At 65.6% G+C, this 17,184-nt stretch carries 11 protein-coding genes; 7 read left to right on the top strand and 4 right to left on the bottom strand.

Annotated features, from left to right (window positions below):
* Window positions 1-34 precede the first annotated feature (34 nt).
* Entirely contained in the window at window positions 35-1,171 is a 1,137-nt protein-coding gene (locus NRS07_RS16560; protein WP_259208890.1) for an acyltransferase, read from the top strand.
* Window positions 1,172-1,200: 29 nt separating this feature from the next.
* Entirely contained in the window at window positions 1,201-4,698 is a 3,498-nt protein-coding gene (gene dnaE, locus NRS07_RS16555; protein WP_259208888.1) for a DNA polymerase III subunit alpha, read from the top strand.
* Window positions 4,699-4,714: 16 nt separating this feature from the next.
* On the opposite strand, the gene NRS07_RS16550 is transcribed toward dnaE, so the two are convergent.
* Window positions 4,715-5,788, bottom strand: a complete 1,074-nt coding sequence (locus tag NRS07_RS16550) for a DUF5694 domain-containing protein (protein ID WP_259208886.1) — start codon at window positions 5,786-5,788, stop codon at window positions 4,715-4,717.
* Window positions 5,789-5,882: 94 nt separating this feature from the next.
* The gene (locus NRS07_RS16545; RefSeq protein ID WP_259208884.1) at window positions 5,883-6,737 is read right to left on the bottom strand and encodes a glycosyltransferase family 2 protein; all 855 of its coding nucleotides are present in this window, start codon (window positions 6,735-6,737) and stop codon (window positions 5,883-5,885) included.
* 53 nt (window positions 6,738-6,790) lie between these two features.
* Here NRS07_RS16545 and NRS07_RS16540 point away from each other — a divergent pair, with 53 nt between their 5' ends.
* Together NRS07_RS16540 and msbA are read left to right on the top strand one after the other, a co-directional pair.
* A complete protein-coding gene (locus NRS07_RS16540; RefSeq protein ID WP_259208883.1) occupies window positions 6,791-8,068 on the top strand; it encodes an O-antigen ligase in 1,278 nt (425 codons plus the stop codon).
* 2 nt (window positions 8,069-8,070) lie between these two features.
* On the top strand, window positions 8,071-9,792 hold the full coding sequence (msbA, locus tag NRS07_RS16535) for a lipid A export permease/ATP-binding protein MsbA (RefSeq protein WP_259208881.1): 1,722 nt from the start codon (window positions 8,071-8,073) through the stop codon (window positions 9,790-9,792).
* Window positions 9,793-9,798: 6 nt separating this feature from the next.
* Here the strand turns inward: msbA and NRS07_RS16530 are convergent, their stop codons facing one another.
* Window positions 9,799-12,063 carry a family 1 glycosylhydrolase gene (locus NRS07_RS16530; protein WP_259208880.1) on the bottom strand — a complete coding sequence of 755 codons (2,265 nt, stop codon included), beginning with the start codon at window positions 12,061-12,063 and terminating at the stop codon, window positions 9,799-9,801.
* Window positions 12,064-12,242: 179 nt separating this feature from the next.
* Here NRS07_RS16530 and NRS07_RS16525 point away from each other — a divergent pair, with 179 nt between their 5' ends.
* Entirely contained in the window at window positions 12,243-12,479 is a 237-nt protein-coding gene (locus NRS07_RS16525; RefSeq protein ID WP_259208878.1) for a hypothetical protein, read from the top strand.
* On the opposite strand, the gene NRS07_RS16520 is transcribed toward NRS07_RS16525, so the two are convergent.
* Window positions 12,476-13,576: a helix-turn-helix transcriptional regulator gene (locus NRS07_RS16520; protein ID WP_259208876.1), complete on the bottom strand. Its 1,101-nt coding sequence runs from the start codon at window positions 13,574-13,576 to the stop codon at window positions 12,476-12,478. The two genes, NRS07_RS16525 and NRS07_RS16520, sit on opposite strands and share 4 nt — an antisense overlap.
* Window positions 13,577-13,699: 123 nt before the next feature.
* Between NRS07_RS16520 and NRS07_RS16515 the strand changes: the two genes are divergently transcribed.
* Window positions 13,700-15,340 carry an OFA family MFS transporter gene (locus NRS07_RS16515; protein WP_259208874.1) on the top strand — a complete coding sequence of 547 codons (1,641 nt, stop codon included), beginning with the start codon at window positions 13,700-13,702 and terminating at the stop codon, window positions 15,338-15,340.
* A gap of 123 nt (window positions 15,341-15,463) precedes the next feature.
* Complete coding sequence (locus tag NRS07_RS16510) at window positions 15,464-17,182, top strand: NAD(P)H-dependent oxidoreductase subunit E (RefSeq protein ID WP_259208873.1); 1,719 nt, start codon at window positions 15,464-15,466, stop codon at window positions 17,180-17,182.
* The last annotated feature ends 2 nt before the right edge of the window (window positions 17,183-17,184 follow it).

Below are 17,184 nucleotides of genomic sequence, written 5' to 3'. Positions count from 1 at the left end.
GCACAACAGGGCGTCGCGCCCGGCCAGGGGCACCATGCATTCACTGAACATCCAATACAACCCGCGCATCGACCAGCTGCGCTGGCTTGCCGCGACCCTGGTTTTCCTGTTCCATTTCCATCTCGAATACCGCGGCCTGGGTGCGGCTGGTCTGAGCAATCCATGGTGGGCCCTGGTCACCGAAGGGCATACCGGCGTCGGCCTGTTCTTTACGCTCTCGGGCTTCCTGTTCATGCAGATCGCGCTGCACCAGGGACAGATCGTCTACCGCGATTTCCTGCGCAACCGCCTGTTGCGCATCTTGCCGCTCTACCTGGTGATCTTCCTGCTGGCGACCTCGATCGGCCGCGACAAGTTCGCGCCCCAGGACCTGCTCTACCTGTTCGCCTCGAACCTGGGCCTGGCGCCGACCTCGGGCACCGTCATTACCGGCGCGGCCTGGACTATTTCGCTGGAATTCATGTTCTACCTGGTGTTCCCTTTCCTGGCGCGTTTCACCATGGAGCGCGGCATGCTCTACCTGGGCGGCTGGCTGGTGCTGATGGCCTTCTTCAAGCTGGCCGCGTACACGGTCAACCCCAACAGCACGCTGATGTATTTCAGCACCTGGGTCGGGCGCTTCGACCAGTTCCTGATCGGCATGCTGGCCGCCATGCTGTACGCGCGCTGGCGTGCACCGCTGGCGCGTTACGCGCCGCTGCTGCTGCTCGCTTCGGTAGCGCTGGTGATGTGGGATACGGCGTGGATGCAGCGCGTCGCCCCATTCGGCGCCAGCCCCAAGTCCAGCTTCTGGATTTTCTGGTCGATGCTCGAAAGCGCCGGCTGGGCCGCGCTGATCCTGGCCTGGATCTCGTTCCAGCCGCGCCTGCCCGGCATGATCGAGCGCGCGCTCAGCCAGGGTGGCAAGATCAGCTTCTCGTTCTACCTGCTGCACATGGCCTTGTTGCATGTCGTCGCCACCCGCATCGGCCTGGTCAGCCCCACCGGAACGCCCTGGCTCGATGCCGGCATCATGCTGGCGGCAACCTATGGCGCGACCTGGGCATTGTCGACCTTGTGCTATCACATTGTCGAAGAGCCATTCCTGCGCATGCGGCGCAGCTATGGCGCGGCGCAAGAAGTCTCCGCACCCGAAAAATCCCGCGTGTCGGTGCACAAACGCAACTTCTAGCCACTGCCCGGCCGGGGTAAAATGCCGGCATGACTTCCCCGACTTTCACCCACCTGCGCATCCACTCCGAATACTCGATCGTCGACGGCCTGGTCCGTATTGACGACCTGGTCGGAGCGGCCGCGAAGGACCAGCAGCCGGCGCTGGCCGTGACCGACCTGGCCAACATGTTTTGCCTGGTGCGTTTCTACAAGGCGGCGCGCGGCAAGGGGATCAAGCCGATCGTCGGCGTCGACGCCTGGATCACCAACGACGACAACCGCGACAAGCCTTCGCGCCTGCTCATATTGGCCAAGAACCACACCGGCTACCTGCAGCTGTGCGACCTGCTCTCGAAAGCCTGGCTCACCAACCAGTGGAAGGGCCGCGCCGAGATCCGCGCCGAATGGCTCGAAGCCCTGGCCACCAGCACCTCGGTTCTCGAGCCGGACGCGCCACAAAGCAATGCCTTGATCGTGCTGTCGGGCGCGGGCTTCGGCGACATTGGCCATGCGATCGACCAGGGCGACATTGTGCGCGCCGAGCGCAATGCCGCGCGCTGGGCCGCCATGTTCCCGGGCCACTTCTATATCGAGATCCAGCGCGCTGGCCAGCCCAACCAGGAACAGCAGGTGCGCCATTCGGTGGCGCTGGCGTCGCGCCTGGGCCTGCCGGTGGTGGCGACCCACCCGGTGCAGTTCATCAGCAAACACGAATTCATCGCCCACGAGGCGCGCACCTGTATCGCCGAAGGCGAGATGCTGGCCAATGCCAAGCGGGTGCGCCGCTTTAACGAAGAGATGTGCTTCAAGTCGCAGGAAGAGATGGCCGCACTGTTCGCCGACCTGCCCGGCGCGCTCGCCAATTCGGTGGAAATCGCCAAGCGCTGCAACGTCACGCTCACGCTGGGCAAGCCGCAGCTGCCCGATTTCCCGACACCCGACGGCATGAGCATTGGCGACTTTTTGGTCGCGGAAACCAAAAAGGGCCTCGAAGAACGCCTGGTCCAGCTGTTCCCCGATCCGGTCAAGCGCGAGGCCGAGCGCCCGCGCTACGAGGCGCGCCTCGAGTTCGAGAACAACACCATCATCAACATGAAGTTCCCGGGTTACTTCTTGATCGTGGCCGAGTTCATCCAGTGGGGCAAGAATAACGGCGTGCCGATCGGCCCGGGCCGTGGTTCGGGTGCAGGCTCGCTGGTAGCTTACGCGCTCAAGATCACCGATCTCGATCCGCTCAAGTACAACCTGCTGTTCGAGCGTTTCCTGAACCCTGAGCGGGTCTCGATGCCCGACTTCGACATCGACTTCTGCCAGGAAAAACGCGAGCTGGTGATCCAGCACGTCAAAGACCTGTACGGCCGCGACGCGGTCTCGCAGATCGCCACCTTCGGCACCATGGCCGCGAAAGGCGCCATCCGCGATGTCGGCCGGGTACTCGATTTCGGCTACAACTTCTGCGACGGCATCTCCAAGCTGATTCCGTTCAAGCCGGGCAAGCAGGTCTCGATCGCCGAGGCCATCGAAGAAGAACCGCTGCTGAAAGAACGTCTCGAGAACGAAGAAGAGGTCAAGCAGCTGCTCGAGCTGGCGCAGCAGGTCGAAGGCATCACCCGCAATATCGGCATGCACGCCGGCGGCGTGCTCATTGCACCGGGTAAGCTCACCGATTTCTGCCCGCTGTACTCGCAAAGCGGCGACACCGGCGTGGTCTCGCAGTACGACAAGGACGACGTCGAGGCGGTGGGCCTGGTTAAGTTCGACTTTTTGGGCCTGACCACCCTGACCATTCTCGATCGCGCCGTCAACTACATCCGCGCGCTCGACCCAGTCGACGCCGGCTTCAATCTCGAAACCCTGCCGCTCAACGACCGGCCCTCGTACAAGCTGCTGTCGGACGCGAAAACCGTCGCGATCTTCCAGCTCGAGTCGCGCGGCATGCAGGGCATGCTGAAAGACGCGCGGCCCGACCGCTTCGAGGACATCATCGCGCTGGTCGCCCTGTACCGTCCGGGCCCGATGGACCTGATCCCCGACTTCTGCAAGCGCAAGCACGGCGAGAAGTTCGACTATCCCGATCCGCGCACCGAGTCCATCCTGTCCGAGACCTACGGCATCATGGTCTACCAGGAGCAGGTCATGCAGATGGCGCAGATCGTCGGCGGCTATTCGCTGGGCGGCGCCGACATGCTGCGCCGCGCGATGGGCAAGAAAAAGGCCGAAGAAATGGCCGAGCACCGCGAGATCTTCCGCGCCGGTGCGGCAAAAGACGGTCTTTCCACCGCCAAGGCCGACGAGATCTTCGACCTGATGGAAAAGTTCGCGGGCTACGGCTTCAACAAGTCGCACGCGGCCGCCTACGCGCTGCTGTCCTATCACACAGCGTATCTGAAGGTGCACCACACCGCCGCGTTCATGGCAGCCAACATGTCGCTGGCGATGGAAGACACCGACAAGATCAAGATCCTGGTCGAAGACGCGCTGGACGTGTGCAAGCTCACGCTGCTGCCGCCGGACGTCAACGAATCGCAGTTCCGCTTCACGCCCGAAGGCGAGCCAAAGTCCGTCACCGGCAAGCAGGTCACCAATATCCGGTATGGCCTGGGCGGCGTGAAGGGCGCGGGGCAGGGCGCGATCGAAGCGATCATTGCGGCCCGCCTTGAAGGCGGAAAATTCAAGGACCTGTTCGACTTTTGCCTGCGCGTGGACCGCAAGCAGATCAACCGCCGCACCATCGAATCGCTGATTCGCGCCGGCGGCATGGATTGCTTCGGCGTCGACCGCGCGATTTTGCTCGCGTCGGTGGGCTTCGCGATGGAAGCGGCCGGCCAGGCCGCCGCCGCTGCCAACCAGGTCAGCCTGTTCGGTGGCAGTGATTCCGACCTGGTGGCCCCGCCCGAATACGTCAAGGCTACGCCCTGGACCGACCGCCAGAAGCTGGCCGAAGAAAAGATCGCGCTTGGCTACTACCTGTCGGGCCACATGTTCGATTCCTACGCGGGCGAGGTGCGTCGTTTCGCCAAGACCAAGCTCAAGGATCTTGAGCCGTCGCGCGATCCGCGCATGCTGTGCGGCGTGATCACTGGCGTACGCACCCAGATGACCCAGCGCGGCAAGCTTTTAATCGTGTCGCTCGACGACAAGACCGGCGTGGTCGAAGTGACCGTGTACAGCGAGCTGCTGGAGCAGAACAAGAACATCTTCAAAGAAGACGAATTCCTGCTGGTGGTGGGCAAAGTGTCCGAAGACCGCTTCAATGGCGGCCTGCGCATCACCGCCGAAAAAGCCTACGACATCGCCGCCGCCCGCATCCAGTACGGCTTCAAGCTCGAGATGGACGTTGACACCAATCTCAACCTGACCAAGCTGGCCGAGGTCTTGCAGCCGCACCGGCAGCAGGACGGCATGCCAGTCAGCCTGCGCATCAAGCCGCAGGGCGTCGAGGCGGTCTTGCAACTGGGTGACGAATGGCGCGTGGCGCCATCGGATACCCTCAAGCAGCAGCTCGAGCTGGTAGTGGGGGCGAAAGACGTGGCGGTGGAATACTAGGGCTTGCCCTCGCTCGTCAGCGCAGCAGCGGCGCGGCGTCGATCACGCGCACATCGTGCATCTGGTGCAGGTAAGCTTCGAGGTAAGCCTTGTGCGAGGCGCCGACGATCACCAGCAGGCGCATGCCGGGCCGCTCTGCCAGCACGTCACGGATGTTGGCCGCCATGCGCAGGTTGCGCGTTTCCCAGTATCCGACATACTGGCGACCGATGCGCTTGGCCGAAGGCTCTTCGAGCGCAGCGCCAAAGTCGCTCCTGAAAATGAGCGCGGCCTGGCCAGGAGCATTGTCGGCGCGGTACATCGCCAGCACGCCGTCGGGCGCGCCCAGTCGTGCGTCCAGCGCGGCGTCGGCCTTGGCGCGCTGGTCCGTCGCCGGGTTGTTCCAGGCCGTCATGACAGCGTCGGCCCAGGCTTTCCGATCCCCGATCGCGCGGTCGGCGGTATGGTCGTCCATCGGATACACCTGTTCGTGACCGAGCCTTGCGGCCAGGCGCGCCGCGATCAGGATGCGCTCATTGCGCTGGTTTAACAGGGTGTCGAGCTGGGTAGCCAGGGCGGGGTCGAGGCCGTCGCCGGCGCGCCGTTCGGCCTGTGGCAATCTCAGCCATTGCACCACGGCGGACGCCGGCTCGCCGCCGGCCATGAACAGCGTGGCAAGACGGCGGCGCTGGCTGGCCGTGGGGTGTGCCGGCCAGGCCGCGAGCAGCGCCTCCCATTGGGCGGTCGCCGTGGCGACGTCGAGCCCAGTCGCCGCTTGCGCCGGCGCCGTATCCGGGCAATACGTGCCAATGGTGTCGCGGTAGCGCACCGGATAGCGGCGCAGGAATTCGCATTGCGGCCCGGACAGCGCTTCGATGGCGATCGCGTGCGGCTTCCAGCCGGCCAGCCGGTCTTCGAGCGGGCGCAGGCTGGCCGGGTCGAACGATGCCGGCAGGCTCGACAAGTGGCGCGAGCCCAGTACCAGCACCTCGTTGGCCGGGCCCGATGCCGGCCCCTTGAGCGTAGCGGGAGCAAAGCCGGGCTGGTAGGCCTGGGCCGCGGCGCCACTGCACAGCACTACGGCGGCGAGCATCACGAACAGTTGGCGCACAAGAAGCTCTCTTTCCATGATCGGTGGGGGACCAGCCGGATACTTCCATACCGGCGGCGCAAGGTCAATGCGCCCCGCATGGACGGATGGCGCCTCAGCGTGGAGAGAAGTCTTCGCCTGCATGCTCGCGCAGTCCGCGCGCCGCCTGCGTGGTCTTGCTGGCCGCGCGCTCGAGTACTATCTTGCGGTTGCTCGACTCCTCGTCGCGCTTGGCCTCGCGGTGCCACAGGTGCAGCACTTCGGTCGCGAAGGCCCCGTCCTTGCGCAGCACGCCGGCATGAAACAGGCGCACCACCAGGTCGGAATCTTCATGGCCCCAGCCGACGAAACTCTCGTCGAAGCCGTTGACCTTCTCGAGGTCGGCGCGCCACACGGCCAGGTTGCAGCTCTTGATGCGGCGCCAGCTGAAGCTGCGCCGCTCGCGCCCAAGGTCGGGTAGCCGAAACAGCAGCTGCAAGACCTTGTTGATGTCGCCGCGCAGCCGGTAGCGCAGCTTGTCGAGCAGGCCCATGGCCGGCAGGTCGATCTGCTCGAGCAGCGCCTTGTGCGTTAGCGCGGGGCTGAGCAAAATGCGGCTGCCCGACACCAGAAAGCCGGGGCGCGCAAGCCGCCGATGGCGCGCGACGAAGTCGCGCTGCGGGATGCAATCGCCATCGAGGAAGATGATATAGTCGCCGGTTGCCGCCAGCGTGCCGCGGTTGCGCGCCATCGCGGCGCGAAATCCCGCATCGGGCTGCCACACGTGGGTCAAGGGCACCGGCGCGCGCGGACGCAGGCGATCGAGCATCTCCCGTGTGTTGGCAGTGGAGCCGTCATCAGCGATAATGATTTCAAAATTCTTGTCGTCCTGCAAGAAACAGGCTTCCACCACCGCGCGCAGGGCGTCCGGACGGTTGTAGGTAGTGATCACGACCGAGATGGTTCCGGTCTGCTGCGTGGTCTGCTGCATGGGTTTGGCAATGGGGCGCTCAGGGTCCGCAAGAATATCCCACAAGTACATGAATGAACAATAATCAGACGAACATCGGGATGCCGATGCAGCGCGGGATCGGTGTCCTGGTGTTCCTGTTTCCTTTCTTTAGCCTCATTACGCCTTCAGGCATCGGCTTTAGCAGCCTCGTTTTCTTGCTGGTCGCGCTGTGCGTGCCGCGCAAGGCGTGGCGCGCGCTGGCGCCGCACTGGCGCGACATCCGCTGGGTGGTGGCCGCCTTCGCCTTCAATTTGCTGCTGGCCGTGGTCTGGGTGCTGGTGCGCCCGGAAACCGGGCTCGACTATCTCGACAATCCTTCGCGCATGCTGTTCGGCCTGAGCGCGGCGGCGCTGGTGGTGCTGGCGCGCCCGCCGCGCGCCACGCTGTGGTGGGGCGTGATCATGGGCGCCGTCTGCGCGCTGCCCTTCATCGCCTACCAGCGCATCGTGCTGGCGATGGAGCGCCCCGGCGGCTGGCTCAACGCGATCACCTTTGGCGACATCGCGCTGTGCCTTGCCCTGGTGGCGCTGGCGGCCGCGATCGATTACCGCCACAGCACCCGCAAGGCCATCGCGCCGGCGCTCGGCGCGGTGGCCGGGCTGGCCGGATGCGTCATGACCGGCACCCGCGGCGGCTGGATCGCGCTGGCGCTGGCCGCGCTGCTGTTCCTGACCTATGCGCACCTGCTGCGCAGCCGGCGCCTGCGCCTGCTCCTGGTCGGCAGCTTCGCACTGTTCGCCTCCACGTTCTTCATTCCCGCCACCGGCTTGCAGCAGCGGGTCGGGCAGGGCGTGAGCGACGTGCGCACCTGGCTCGACGGCGGCAGTGCGTTTTCGAACGTCGGCATGCGCCTGGAATTGTGGAAGGCGGCCGGCTTCCTGATCCAGGAACGCCCGCTGGTCGGGCGCGATCCGACCACGCTGCGCACCGAGCTGAGCCGGCTGGCCGCCGAGGGCAAGGTCCAGGACGTGATCACCCCGGCCGAACATCTGCACAACGATGCCTTGCAGGCCCTGGCCACGGGCGGCGTCGTCGGCCTGCTGGCCTGGCTCGGCATCCTGGCCGCGCCCTTCGCCTTTTTCGCCCGCATGCTCGGGCGCGGCGCCCAGGCGGGGATGCCACAGTTTGCGCCGGCCCTGGCCGGCATGCTGGTGGTGCTCAGTTACTTCAGCTTCGGCCTGACCGAAGTGATTTTCTGGTCGCTCAAGGGCAGCATGTTCTATGCGCTCATGGTATTTCTGCTCATGGGCTTTTGCCTGAATGCGAGGGACGAGATGGACAACAAGTTCGTTAACAAGGTTGGAACATAAGCGTGGAAAACAAGGTCATCGTTAAACGCCTGCTGGCGATCGTCAAGCCCTACCAGGCGCGTTCGTGGCTGGCCCTGCTGTCGATGGCGCTCACCGCCGCCACCCAGCCGCTGCTGGGCTGGGCGCTGCAGCTGCTGATCGACCTGGGCTTCAAGGATAAAGTGCCGTTCAGCCTGTGGTGGATTCCCGGCGTGCTGGTGTCGATTTTTGTCCTGCGCGGCATCGGCACTTTTTCTACCGCCTATCTCAACAACTGGGTCACCAGCCGCGTGCTCAACGACCTGCGCGCGATGGTGTTCGAGCGCGTGCTGCGCCTGCCGGTGGCGCGTTTCCACGAAGAGTCGACCGGCAAGATCATCAACACCGTGGTGGGCGACGTGCGCCAGGTGGTGGACATGCTGCAGTCGGTGTTCGTGGCCTGCGTGCGCGACACCCTGGTCGTGATCGGCCTGCTCGCGACCTTGCTCTACCTGAACTGGCAGCTGACCCTGGTGGCGATTGTCGTGATTCCGGTAACCGCCGTGATCGTACGCACCACCACCGGACGCCTGCGCCGCCTGAACCGCGACAACCAGCGCGTCACCGCCGAAATGACGCAAGTGGTCGAAGAAGCCACGCGCGGCCACCAGGTGATCCGCGTGTTTTCGGGCGAACGCTACGAGCGCGCCCGCTTCCAGGCGCGCAGCGAAGCCCTGCGCGGTTTTTCGCAGCGCATGACGGTGGCCTTCGCGGCCACCACGCCGATTACCCAGATTGCCACCGCGATGGCGCTGTCGCTGGTGATCGTGCTGGCGATCCAGGCCGATATGACCCAGGGCCAGTTTGTCCAGTTCGTCACCATGATGCTGATGCTGCTCACGCCGCTCAAGTCGCTGGCCGAAGTCAACGGCCCGATGCAGCGCGGGATCGCGGCGGCCGAAACGGTGTTCGGCCTGGTCGATTCGCCAGCCGAGCTCGATACCGGCACCCGCGATATGCCGCGCGCGCAGGGCCACCTGCGCCTGGAAAACGTCAGCTTCCGCTATCCAAATGCAATGAACCTGGCCCTGGACGACGTCACCCTCGAGGTGCAGCCGGGGCAGACGGTGGCGCTGGTGGGCATTTCCGGCGGCGGCAAGTCGACGTTCGTGAACCTGGTGACCCGCTTCTACGATCCGCAACAGGGACGCCTGCTGCTCGACGGCGTGCCCTATCCGGACATCCGCCTGGCCAGCCTGCGCGGCCAGCTGGCCATGGTCAGCCAGAACGTGGTGCTGTTCGACGACACGCTGGCGGCGAATATCGCCTACGGTGTCGAGTCGATCGACTACGAGCGCCTCGACGCCGCCATCCGGGCCGCGCACCTGCTCGACGTGGTCGCCAAGCTGGAGCAGGGCGTACACACGCGCATCGGCGAGAACGGCATGCGCCTGTCCGGCGGCCAGCGCCAGCGCGTGGCGATCGCCCGTGCCATCTACAAAGACGCGCCGATACTGATCCTCGACGAAGCCACCTCGGCGCTCGACAACGAATCCGAGCGCGCGGTGCAGGCCGCGCTGGACTCGCTCATGGCCGGGCGCAGCACCATCGTGATCGCCCACCGGCTCTCGACCATCGAACGGGCCGACCGCATCGTGGTGCTCGAGCACGGCCGCATCGCCGAGCAGGGCACGCATGCCGAGCTGCTCGAGGCCAACGGCATGTACGCCAATCTGTACCGCTTGCAGTTCGTGGCGTCCGAATAGCCCATCTCAGCTCGCGTAATGCGTCGCCTCTCCCGGCGCCAGCGCATCGCGGCCATGGGCCTGCTCGCGTACCGCCTCTACATAGCGTCGCAGCGCGTCGTCCAGCGATGGCAGCATCTGCGCCCGCTCGCTCGAGAGCGCGCTCAGCCCTGGCCGGGGCGCGGCATAGCCGCAATCGGCAAACGCTACTACCTCCAGCCCGGTGCCATCGACGCCGGCGGCAGCGCAGGCGCGCCGCGCCAGGTCGGCCCAGCTCACCGCTTCGGCGTGGGTCAGGTGCCAGATGCCGCGCTCGCGGTCGATCAGCAGGTCGAGCGAGACGTTGACCAGGTCCGGCACATAGGTGGGCGCCACCAGCACGTCGCCGGCCGCCTGGAACGGCTCCCCGGCGTGCAGCGAATCGAGCGCCTGGGTGACGAAGTTGTGGCGGTCCCAGGGTCCGAAGAAGGCGCTGGTGCGGATCACCAGCGCCTGCGGGTCGGCATCGAGCACGCGCTGCTCGGCCTCCATCTTGCTGCGGCCGTAGACCCCGAGTGGATTGGGGGCATCCGACTCGACATACGGCGAACCCTTGCTGCCGTCGAATACCAGGTCGCTGGAATAGGTCATGAAGCGCAACTGGTGGCGGATGCAGGCCAGCGCCAGCACGGCCGGCCCCAGCGCGTTCTCGCGCATGCAGCGCTCTACATCGGCCTCGGCTTCGTCCACGCGCACATAGCCGCCGGCGTTGACGATCGCCCACGGCTTGTAGAGATTGATCGCCGCTTCCACCGACTGCGGGTCGCTGATGTCCATTTCCTGGCGCGTGAGCACGTGACAAAGCAGGTTGCGCTTGTCGCAGATGCGGGCGAAGGCCGAGCCGAGGGTGCCGGTCGCGCCGGTAATCAGGATCGGCTGCACGGTGCTCGACTTGAACTGGCTGCGGATGGCAATGTCGGCCACCGCGGTGCGGGTGGCCACCGGTTTGCACAAGAAGCGGCCGGGCCGGCGCCACCAGCCTTCGCCCTGCAGCACCGGGCTTGACAGCGGCCGGTTGGTGGCCAGTTCGCGCATTAAAGTGGCCAGCGCGGTCGGGCGCGGCTGCGCACCGCGCACGTCGAACGGCCCCGGTTCGTAGTAGCCGTGGCATTCGGTCACCAGGCAATTCCAGTCGTAGGAGCCGAGCAGCGCCCATACCGTCACCGCGCGCAGGTCGGCGCCTTGCTGGCGCGCCTTGCGCGCCGCGTTCCAGATCTCCACCAGCCAGCGCAGCTGGTCTTCGCGGTTGGCGTCGATATGGGCCTCGGTGATGGCGATCGGCAGCCGGTAACGTTCCCAGGTTTCCATCAGGAGCGGCCCGATGCCGGGCGTGGGCGTGGCCAGCGCACGCGGGGTTTCGATATCCGCATGCGGCACGCCGCGATAGACGTGGCGGCGCGATTCCGGGTAGCGCTCCGGCCGGTGGTCGAGCCAGCGCTCGCTGGTCGCGTAGTAGTTAACGCCGATGATGTCGGGCGCGCAGGGGTTGTCGCGGAACCAGAGCAGTTCTTCCGGCGTCGCCTGCGAGGCCAGCAGGTAGCTCCAGAGCGCGTGCTGCTGGTCGACCATTCCGCACAGCAGGTCCCAGGCCAGCCAGCGGCGGTCGTTGAAGAAAGTGGTAATCTGTTCCATCTCGGGGGTGCCGTAGGTCTTGGACAGGTCGTCGGTCTGCACCAGCTTGGCAGCCGGATTGACGGCGCGGATCGCGCGCATGCACAGCACCGTGGCGCGGCACTGGTTGAGCAGGGCGCGCACGAAGGTGGCCTCGTCGTCGCCATGCGGGTACCAGACGCCAGCCAGCCCGGAAAAGCGCGCCGTGGTCAAGGGTTCGTTGACCGGGGTGTAGTACTCGACCCAGGGGTAGCGCGCGGCGACGGCGCCGGCGTACCCGGCGAGCTTTTCAGGAAAGGCTGGATCGACCAGGCTGGTATGGCGGGGGCCGCTGCCATGGTGGATCAGTCCGACGATGGGCGTGACGCCCAGTTGCTGCAGCGCCGGCAGGCGCTCGTCGGGCCAGGACCAGTCGGCCGACTCGGGGCCGTCGGGCGCGGTGCGCTCCCATAGCACCGGGTAGCGGATCGCCTTGATGCCGAGCGAGGCGAAACGCTCGATGTCTTGCAGGCGTTCTGCGTGGCCGTTGCGATCCATCTGGCTGAAGTAATTGTCGCGTACGCGATTGACCGTGCATTCGAGGCCACCCCAGAGCGCCAGCTCGGGCATGCCCGCTGGCTGGGAAGATAGTTGTATGTTCATGTTCTGGCCCGCGTTAAAGAAGACAGGACCAGCCTAATTGGCGAGCGCGATGGGTTGTGTGAATTGGCGCACATATAAGCCGGATTTAGGATAGATCCTACGTTCTATAAGCATTGTCTGGCTTTTGCGCTCATCCAGCCCCTAAAATCTGTCAGGCAGTCGAAACCAGGGAGCAAGCAATGTATATGGTGTACTGGACCGTCGTGGAAGACGAGCGCTGCACGCCGCACCAGAAACTGTTCGAGACCTCGGACATGGTGCAGGCGATGCAGCACATGGAGACGCTGCGCAGGCGCCAGCGCGAGGGCGAAGGCCTGCGCTTTATTACGATGGCGTCCGAGCATCCGGACCTGGTCGGCCATCCGGGCGTGGATGTCACCGGCGCCGATTACAACTGGAAGAAGCGGCGCCGCTAAAGCGCAGGATGCATGGCGGCGCGCGGCGGCAGCGAAAACGCTTCTTCGATCGATACCACTTCGCCGGTACCGGTGGCACTGTAGCCGGGCAGCGCCGCCACCTGCGCGTGGTAGGCCGGCTCGCGCATCAAGGCCAGCAGCTGGGCCATGGCCGGCTCGTCGAGGGCGTCGCGGCGCACCGCGAAATAATAGGTCTCGCTCACCAGCGGGATGAAATCGAGCTTGAACTGGGCACTGGCCGCGCGCATGCCGACCCCGGCGTCGGCCATGCCGCTGGCGATATAGGCGGCCACCGCCGAGTGGGTGAACTCGGCGCTATGAAAGCCCTGGATCGCCTCGGCCGGCAAGTCCTGGTCGGCCAGCATCATCTCGAGCAGCATGCGGGTGCCGGAGCCGGCCTGCCGGTTCACGAAGCGCACGCCAGGACTGGACAGGTCGGCCAGGCCGCGCAGGCCGAGCGGATTGCCGCGCGCCGTGATCAGGCCTTGCTCGCGGCCCGCCACCCGCACCAGGCAATGCTGGCCCGGATCGAGCCAGCGCAGGTACCAGGCCGCGGTCTGTGCCTGGAAGCGGCCGATCGGGACATGGAAGCCGGCCAGGTCGCACTCGCGCCGGGCCAGCGCCACCACCGCATCGGTACTGGTTCGGTAGCGCGAATCGATCGGCAGGGCATCGCGGTCGACGCGGGCCATCAGGGCTGCCACCGCCAGGCCATGGCTGGCGTCGAGCCGCAGCGCGCGCAGTCGGCCGGCCGTGAGGCGCACCAGTTCCGTTTCCAGTTCGGAGGCCAGGCTTTGCAGCGTAGGCGACAGGCGCGCGGCAATGCGGCGGTCGGCCCAGACCAGCTTTTGCGCCAGCGGCGTGAGCACGGTGCCACGTCCCCGTCCGGTCTGCAGCAACTGCTGGCCGAACAGCTGTTCGGCCGCGCGCAGCAAGCCCCATGCATAACGATAGGACAGCTTGACCGACTTGGCCGCCTGCGCGATCGAGCCGGTGTCCTGGATCGCTAGCAGCAGGCCCAGCAGGTTGCCGGTGTCGAGCGGCGCTTCTCCCTTGATACTGATTTCCCAATGCGGGCGAATGTGGATGTTTAGCATATGCTCAAAATAGCCTATTTCTACCCAGAAAGCATCATGTTAGTCTCGCTCAAATAACAAAATTTGACGATTAAATATGCTATCAAAAGCATATTCCGACACCTATAAGATTCTGGAGACGATATGGCTGGACTAAGTTTTCTTGACAAGGAGCACACGATTGCGGGGCCGGGCTTCAACCGCTGGCTGGTTCCCCCCGCGGCGTTGGCGATCCACCTGTGCATCGGCATGGCCTACGGTTTTTCTGTGTTCTGGCTGCCGCTGTCGAAAGCGCTCGGCATCACCGAGTCGCTGGCCTGCCCGGCCGACATGAGCTTCATGGCGCAAGTATTCGCGACCACCTGCGACTGGAAGATTTCCATGCTGGGCTGGATGTACACGCTGTTCTTCGTCTTCCTCGGCCTGGCGGCATGGCTGTTTGGCGGCTGGCTCGAGCACGCCGGGCCGCGCAAGGCCGGACTGGTATCGGCCTTGTGCTGGTGCGGCGGCCTGGTCATTTCGGCGCTCGGCGTCTACACCCACCAGATCTGGCTGATGTGGCTCGGTTCCGGCGTCATCGGCGGCATTGGCCTGGGCCTCGGCTATATCTCGCCGGTGTCCACCCTGATCAAATGGTTCCCGGACCGCCGCGGCATGGCAACCGGCATGGCCATCATGGGCTTCGGCGGCGGCGCCGTGATCGGCGCACCGCTGGCCGACAAGCTCATGAAGCATTTCGCCACTGCCAACTCGGTCGGCGTCTGGGAAACCTTCCTGGCCCTGGCTGCAATCTATTTCGTCTTCATGGTCGCCGGTGCGATGACCTACCGTGTTCCTGCCACCGGCTGGAAGCCGGAAGGCTGGACCCCGCCTGCCACCAGCGCCAACACCATGATCACCACCCGTCACGTGCACGCCAGCCGCGTCTGGGGCATTCCGCAGTTCTGGCTGATCTGGGGCGTGCTGTTCCTGAACGTCTCGGCCGGCATCGGCATCCTGGGCATGGCTTCGCCGCTGCTGCAAGAAGTGTTCGGCGGGCGCCTGATCGGCGTCGACCTGGGCATCAACGACCTCGATGCGGGGCAGAAGAGCCAGATCGCGGCGATCGCCGCCGGCTTCACCGGCCTGCTGTCGCTGTTTAACATCGTCGGCCGCTTCGGCTGGGCATCGTGCTCCGACTACATCGGACGCAAGGCAACCTATTTCATCTTCCTGATCCTGGGCGCCATCCTGTACGTGACGATTCCCTCGGCGGGCCATGCTGGCCAGCTGGCGCTGTTCGTGGCCTGCACCTGCATCATCCTGTCGATGTACGGCGGCGGCTTCGCCACGGTACCGGCCTACCTGGCCGACCTGTTCGGTACCCAGATGGTCGGCGCGATCCACGGCCGCCTGCTGACCGCCTGGGCGGTGGCCGGTGTGGTCGGTCCGCTCCTGATCAACTACATCCGCGAGTACCAGATCGCCAACGGGGTGCCCAAGGCGCAAGCCTATGACGTGACGATGTATGTGCTGACCGGCCTGGTCGTGGTGGGCATCGGACTGAACGCAATGATCCGTCCGCTGGACGACCGTCACTTCATGACCGACGACGAACTGGCCGCCGAAAAGAAGCTGGCGCGCGAGAAGCAGGTCACCGCCTCCAGCGGTGTTCGTGCCGCCGGCCGCGGCACGGTCGCCGCGACCAGCAACCCGGCAGTGACGGCGTTCGCCTGGATGGCAGTCGGCATTCCGCTGATGTTCGGCATCTGGGTGACGCTGCAGAAGGCGTCTGCCATGTTCTGATCGACGGCCTGTTAGCTTGATCCGAACGCGTGGGCAGATTTCTGGCCCACGCGTTCGGCCATCTCCCGGACCGCCGCGACTGACCATCATCGAATCAACGCAACATCGAATACTGGGACTACCATGAACCACCCCATCATCCCGATCGCTCGCATCGATAACCCTGCAGGCGCCAGCCGCCAGCGCAAACGCGAAGCCCCAAAGGGCCGCCGCGTCGATCCGCAGGCACTGGGCGAAGTCCAGGCACTGCTCGGCAGCGAATCGCGCCAGGCCGACCTCTTGATCGAGCACCTGCACAAGATCCAGGACCGTTTCGGTTGCCTGTCGAGCCAGCACCTGGCCGCCCTGGCACAAGAGATGCGCCTGGCGCAGACCGAGGTTTACGAGGTCGCCACCTTCTACCACCACTTCGACGTGGTCAAAGAAGGCGAGGCGGCGCCAGCCGCGCTGACCGTGCGCGTGTGCGCTGGTCTGTCGTGCGAGATGGCGGGTGCCGCGGCACTGCTCGAGAAGCTGCCGGCCCTGCTGGGCCGCGAGGTGCGGGTGCTGGAAGCGCCCTGCATCGGGCGCTGCGAACAGGCGCCGGCGGCGGTGGTGGGGCAGCATGCGGTGCCGCATGCAACCGTGGAAACGCTGGTGGCCAAGGTCGCAAACGGCGAAACCCGTGAGCGCGCTGGCGAGCATGTCGACTATGCCGCCTACCGCGAGGGCGGCGGCTATGCGCTGCTGCGCGGCTGTATCGCCGGCGAGCACGACGTCGAGCAGGTGATCGGCACGCTGGAAGGATCCGGCCTGCGCGGCCTGGGCGGCGCCGGTTTCCCGCTGGGGCGCAAGTGGCGCATCGTGCGCGCCGAGGCCGGCCCGCGCCTGATGGCGATCAACATCGACGAAGGCGAGCCGGGCACCTTCAAGGACCGCGTCTACCTCGAGCGCGACCCGCACCGCTTCCTGGAAGGCGCCCTGATCGCCGCCTGGGCGGTCGGCATCGAGGCCATCTATATCTACCTGCGCGACGAATACCACGGCTGCCGCGCCACGCTCGAAGCCGCGCTGGAGCAGCTGCGCGCCGACCCGCCAGTAGCGGGCATGCCGCCGATCTTCCTGCGGCGCGGCGCCGGCGCCTATATCTGCGGCGAAGAATCGGCCATGATCGAATCGATCGAAGGCAAGCGCGGCATTCCGCGCCTGCGCCCACCCTACGTGGCGCAGGTCGGCCTGTTCGGCCGTCCGACGCTGGAGCACAATTTCGAGACGCTGCACTGGGTGCGCGAAATCCTGGAGCGCGGCGGCGACTGGTTCGCCGGGTTCGGGCGCCATGGCCGACGTGGCCTGCGCTCGTTCTCGGTATCCGGACGGGTGCGCGATCCGGGCGTGAAACTGGCCCCGGCCGGCATCACGATCACGGAACTGATCGAAGAGTACTGCGGCGGCATGCAAGAGGGCCACGCCTTCTATGCCTACCTGCCGGGTGGCGCCTCGGGCGGCATCCTGCCGGCGTCGATGGGCGACATTCCGCTCGACTTCGACACATTGCAGCCCTATGGCTGCTTCATCGGATCGGCCGCGGTGGTGGTGTTGTCCGACCACGACAGCGCAACGGCCGCCGCGCGCAACACGCTGGCCTTCTTCAAGGACGAGTCTTGCGGACAGTGCACGCCCTGCCGCAACGGCACCGCCAAGGCGCTCGATATCGTCCGCAAGCCGGTCTGGGACGTGGCGCTGCTGGGCGAGCTGTCGCAGGTCATGCGCGACGCGTCGATCTGCGGCCTGGGCCAGGCCGCGCCGAATCCGTTCGACTGTGTCATCAAATATTTCCCGCACGAGCTGGCTGAGCAAAGGTAACC

Source organism: Massilia sp. H6 (genome assembly GCF_024802625.1).
GTDB lineage: Bacteria > Pseudomonadota > Gammaproteobacteria > Burkholderiales > Burkholderiaceae_D > Telluria.
The sequence above is the reverse complement of the archived record's forward strand: the minus strand, read 5'-3'. Positions and strand labels throughout refer to the sequence as shown.

Excerpts from the sequence above, each read along its gene's own strand:
- NRS07_RS16560 (WP_259208890.1), top strand. The coding sequence starts at position 35 with ATGCATTCACTGAACATCCAATACAACCCGCGCATCGACCAGCTGCGC.
- dnaE (WP_259208888.1), top strand. The coding sequence starts at position 1,201 with ATGACTTCCCCGACTTTCACCCACCTGCGCATCCACTCCGAATACTCG.
- NRS07_RS16545 (WP_259208884.1), bottom strand. The coding sequence starts at position 6,737 with ATGCAGCAGACCACGCAGCAGACCGGAACCATCTCGGTCGTGATCACT.
- NRS07_RS16540 (WP_259208883.1), top strand. The coding sequence starts at position 6,791 with ATGAACAATAATCAGACGAACATCGGGATGCCGATGCAGCGCGGGATC.
- NRS07_RS16530 (WP_259208880.1), bottom strand. The coding sequence starts at position 12,063 with ATGAACATACAACTATCTTCCCAGCCAGCGGGCATGCCCGAGCTGGCG.
- NRS07_RS16525 (WP_259208878.1), top strand. The coding sequence starts at position 12,243 with ATGTATATGGTGTACTGGACCGTCGTGGAAGACGAGCGCTGCACGCCG.
- NRS07_RS16520 (WP_259208876.1), bottom strand. The coding sequence starts at position 13,576 with ATGCTAAACATCCACATTCGCCCGCATTGGGAAATCAGTATCAAGGGA.
- NRS07_RS16515 (WP_259208874.1), top strand. The coding sequence starts at position 13,700 with ATGGCTGGACTAAGTTTTCTTGACAAGGAGCACACGATTGCGGGGCCG.
- NRS07_RS16510 (WP_259208873.1), top strand. The coding sequence starts at position 15,464 with ATGAACCACCCCATCATCCCGATCGCTCGCATCGATAACCCTGCAGGC.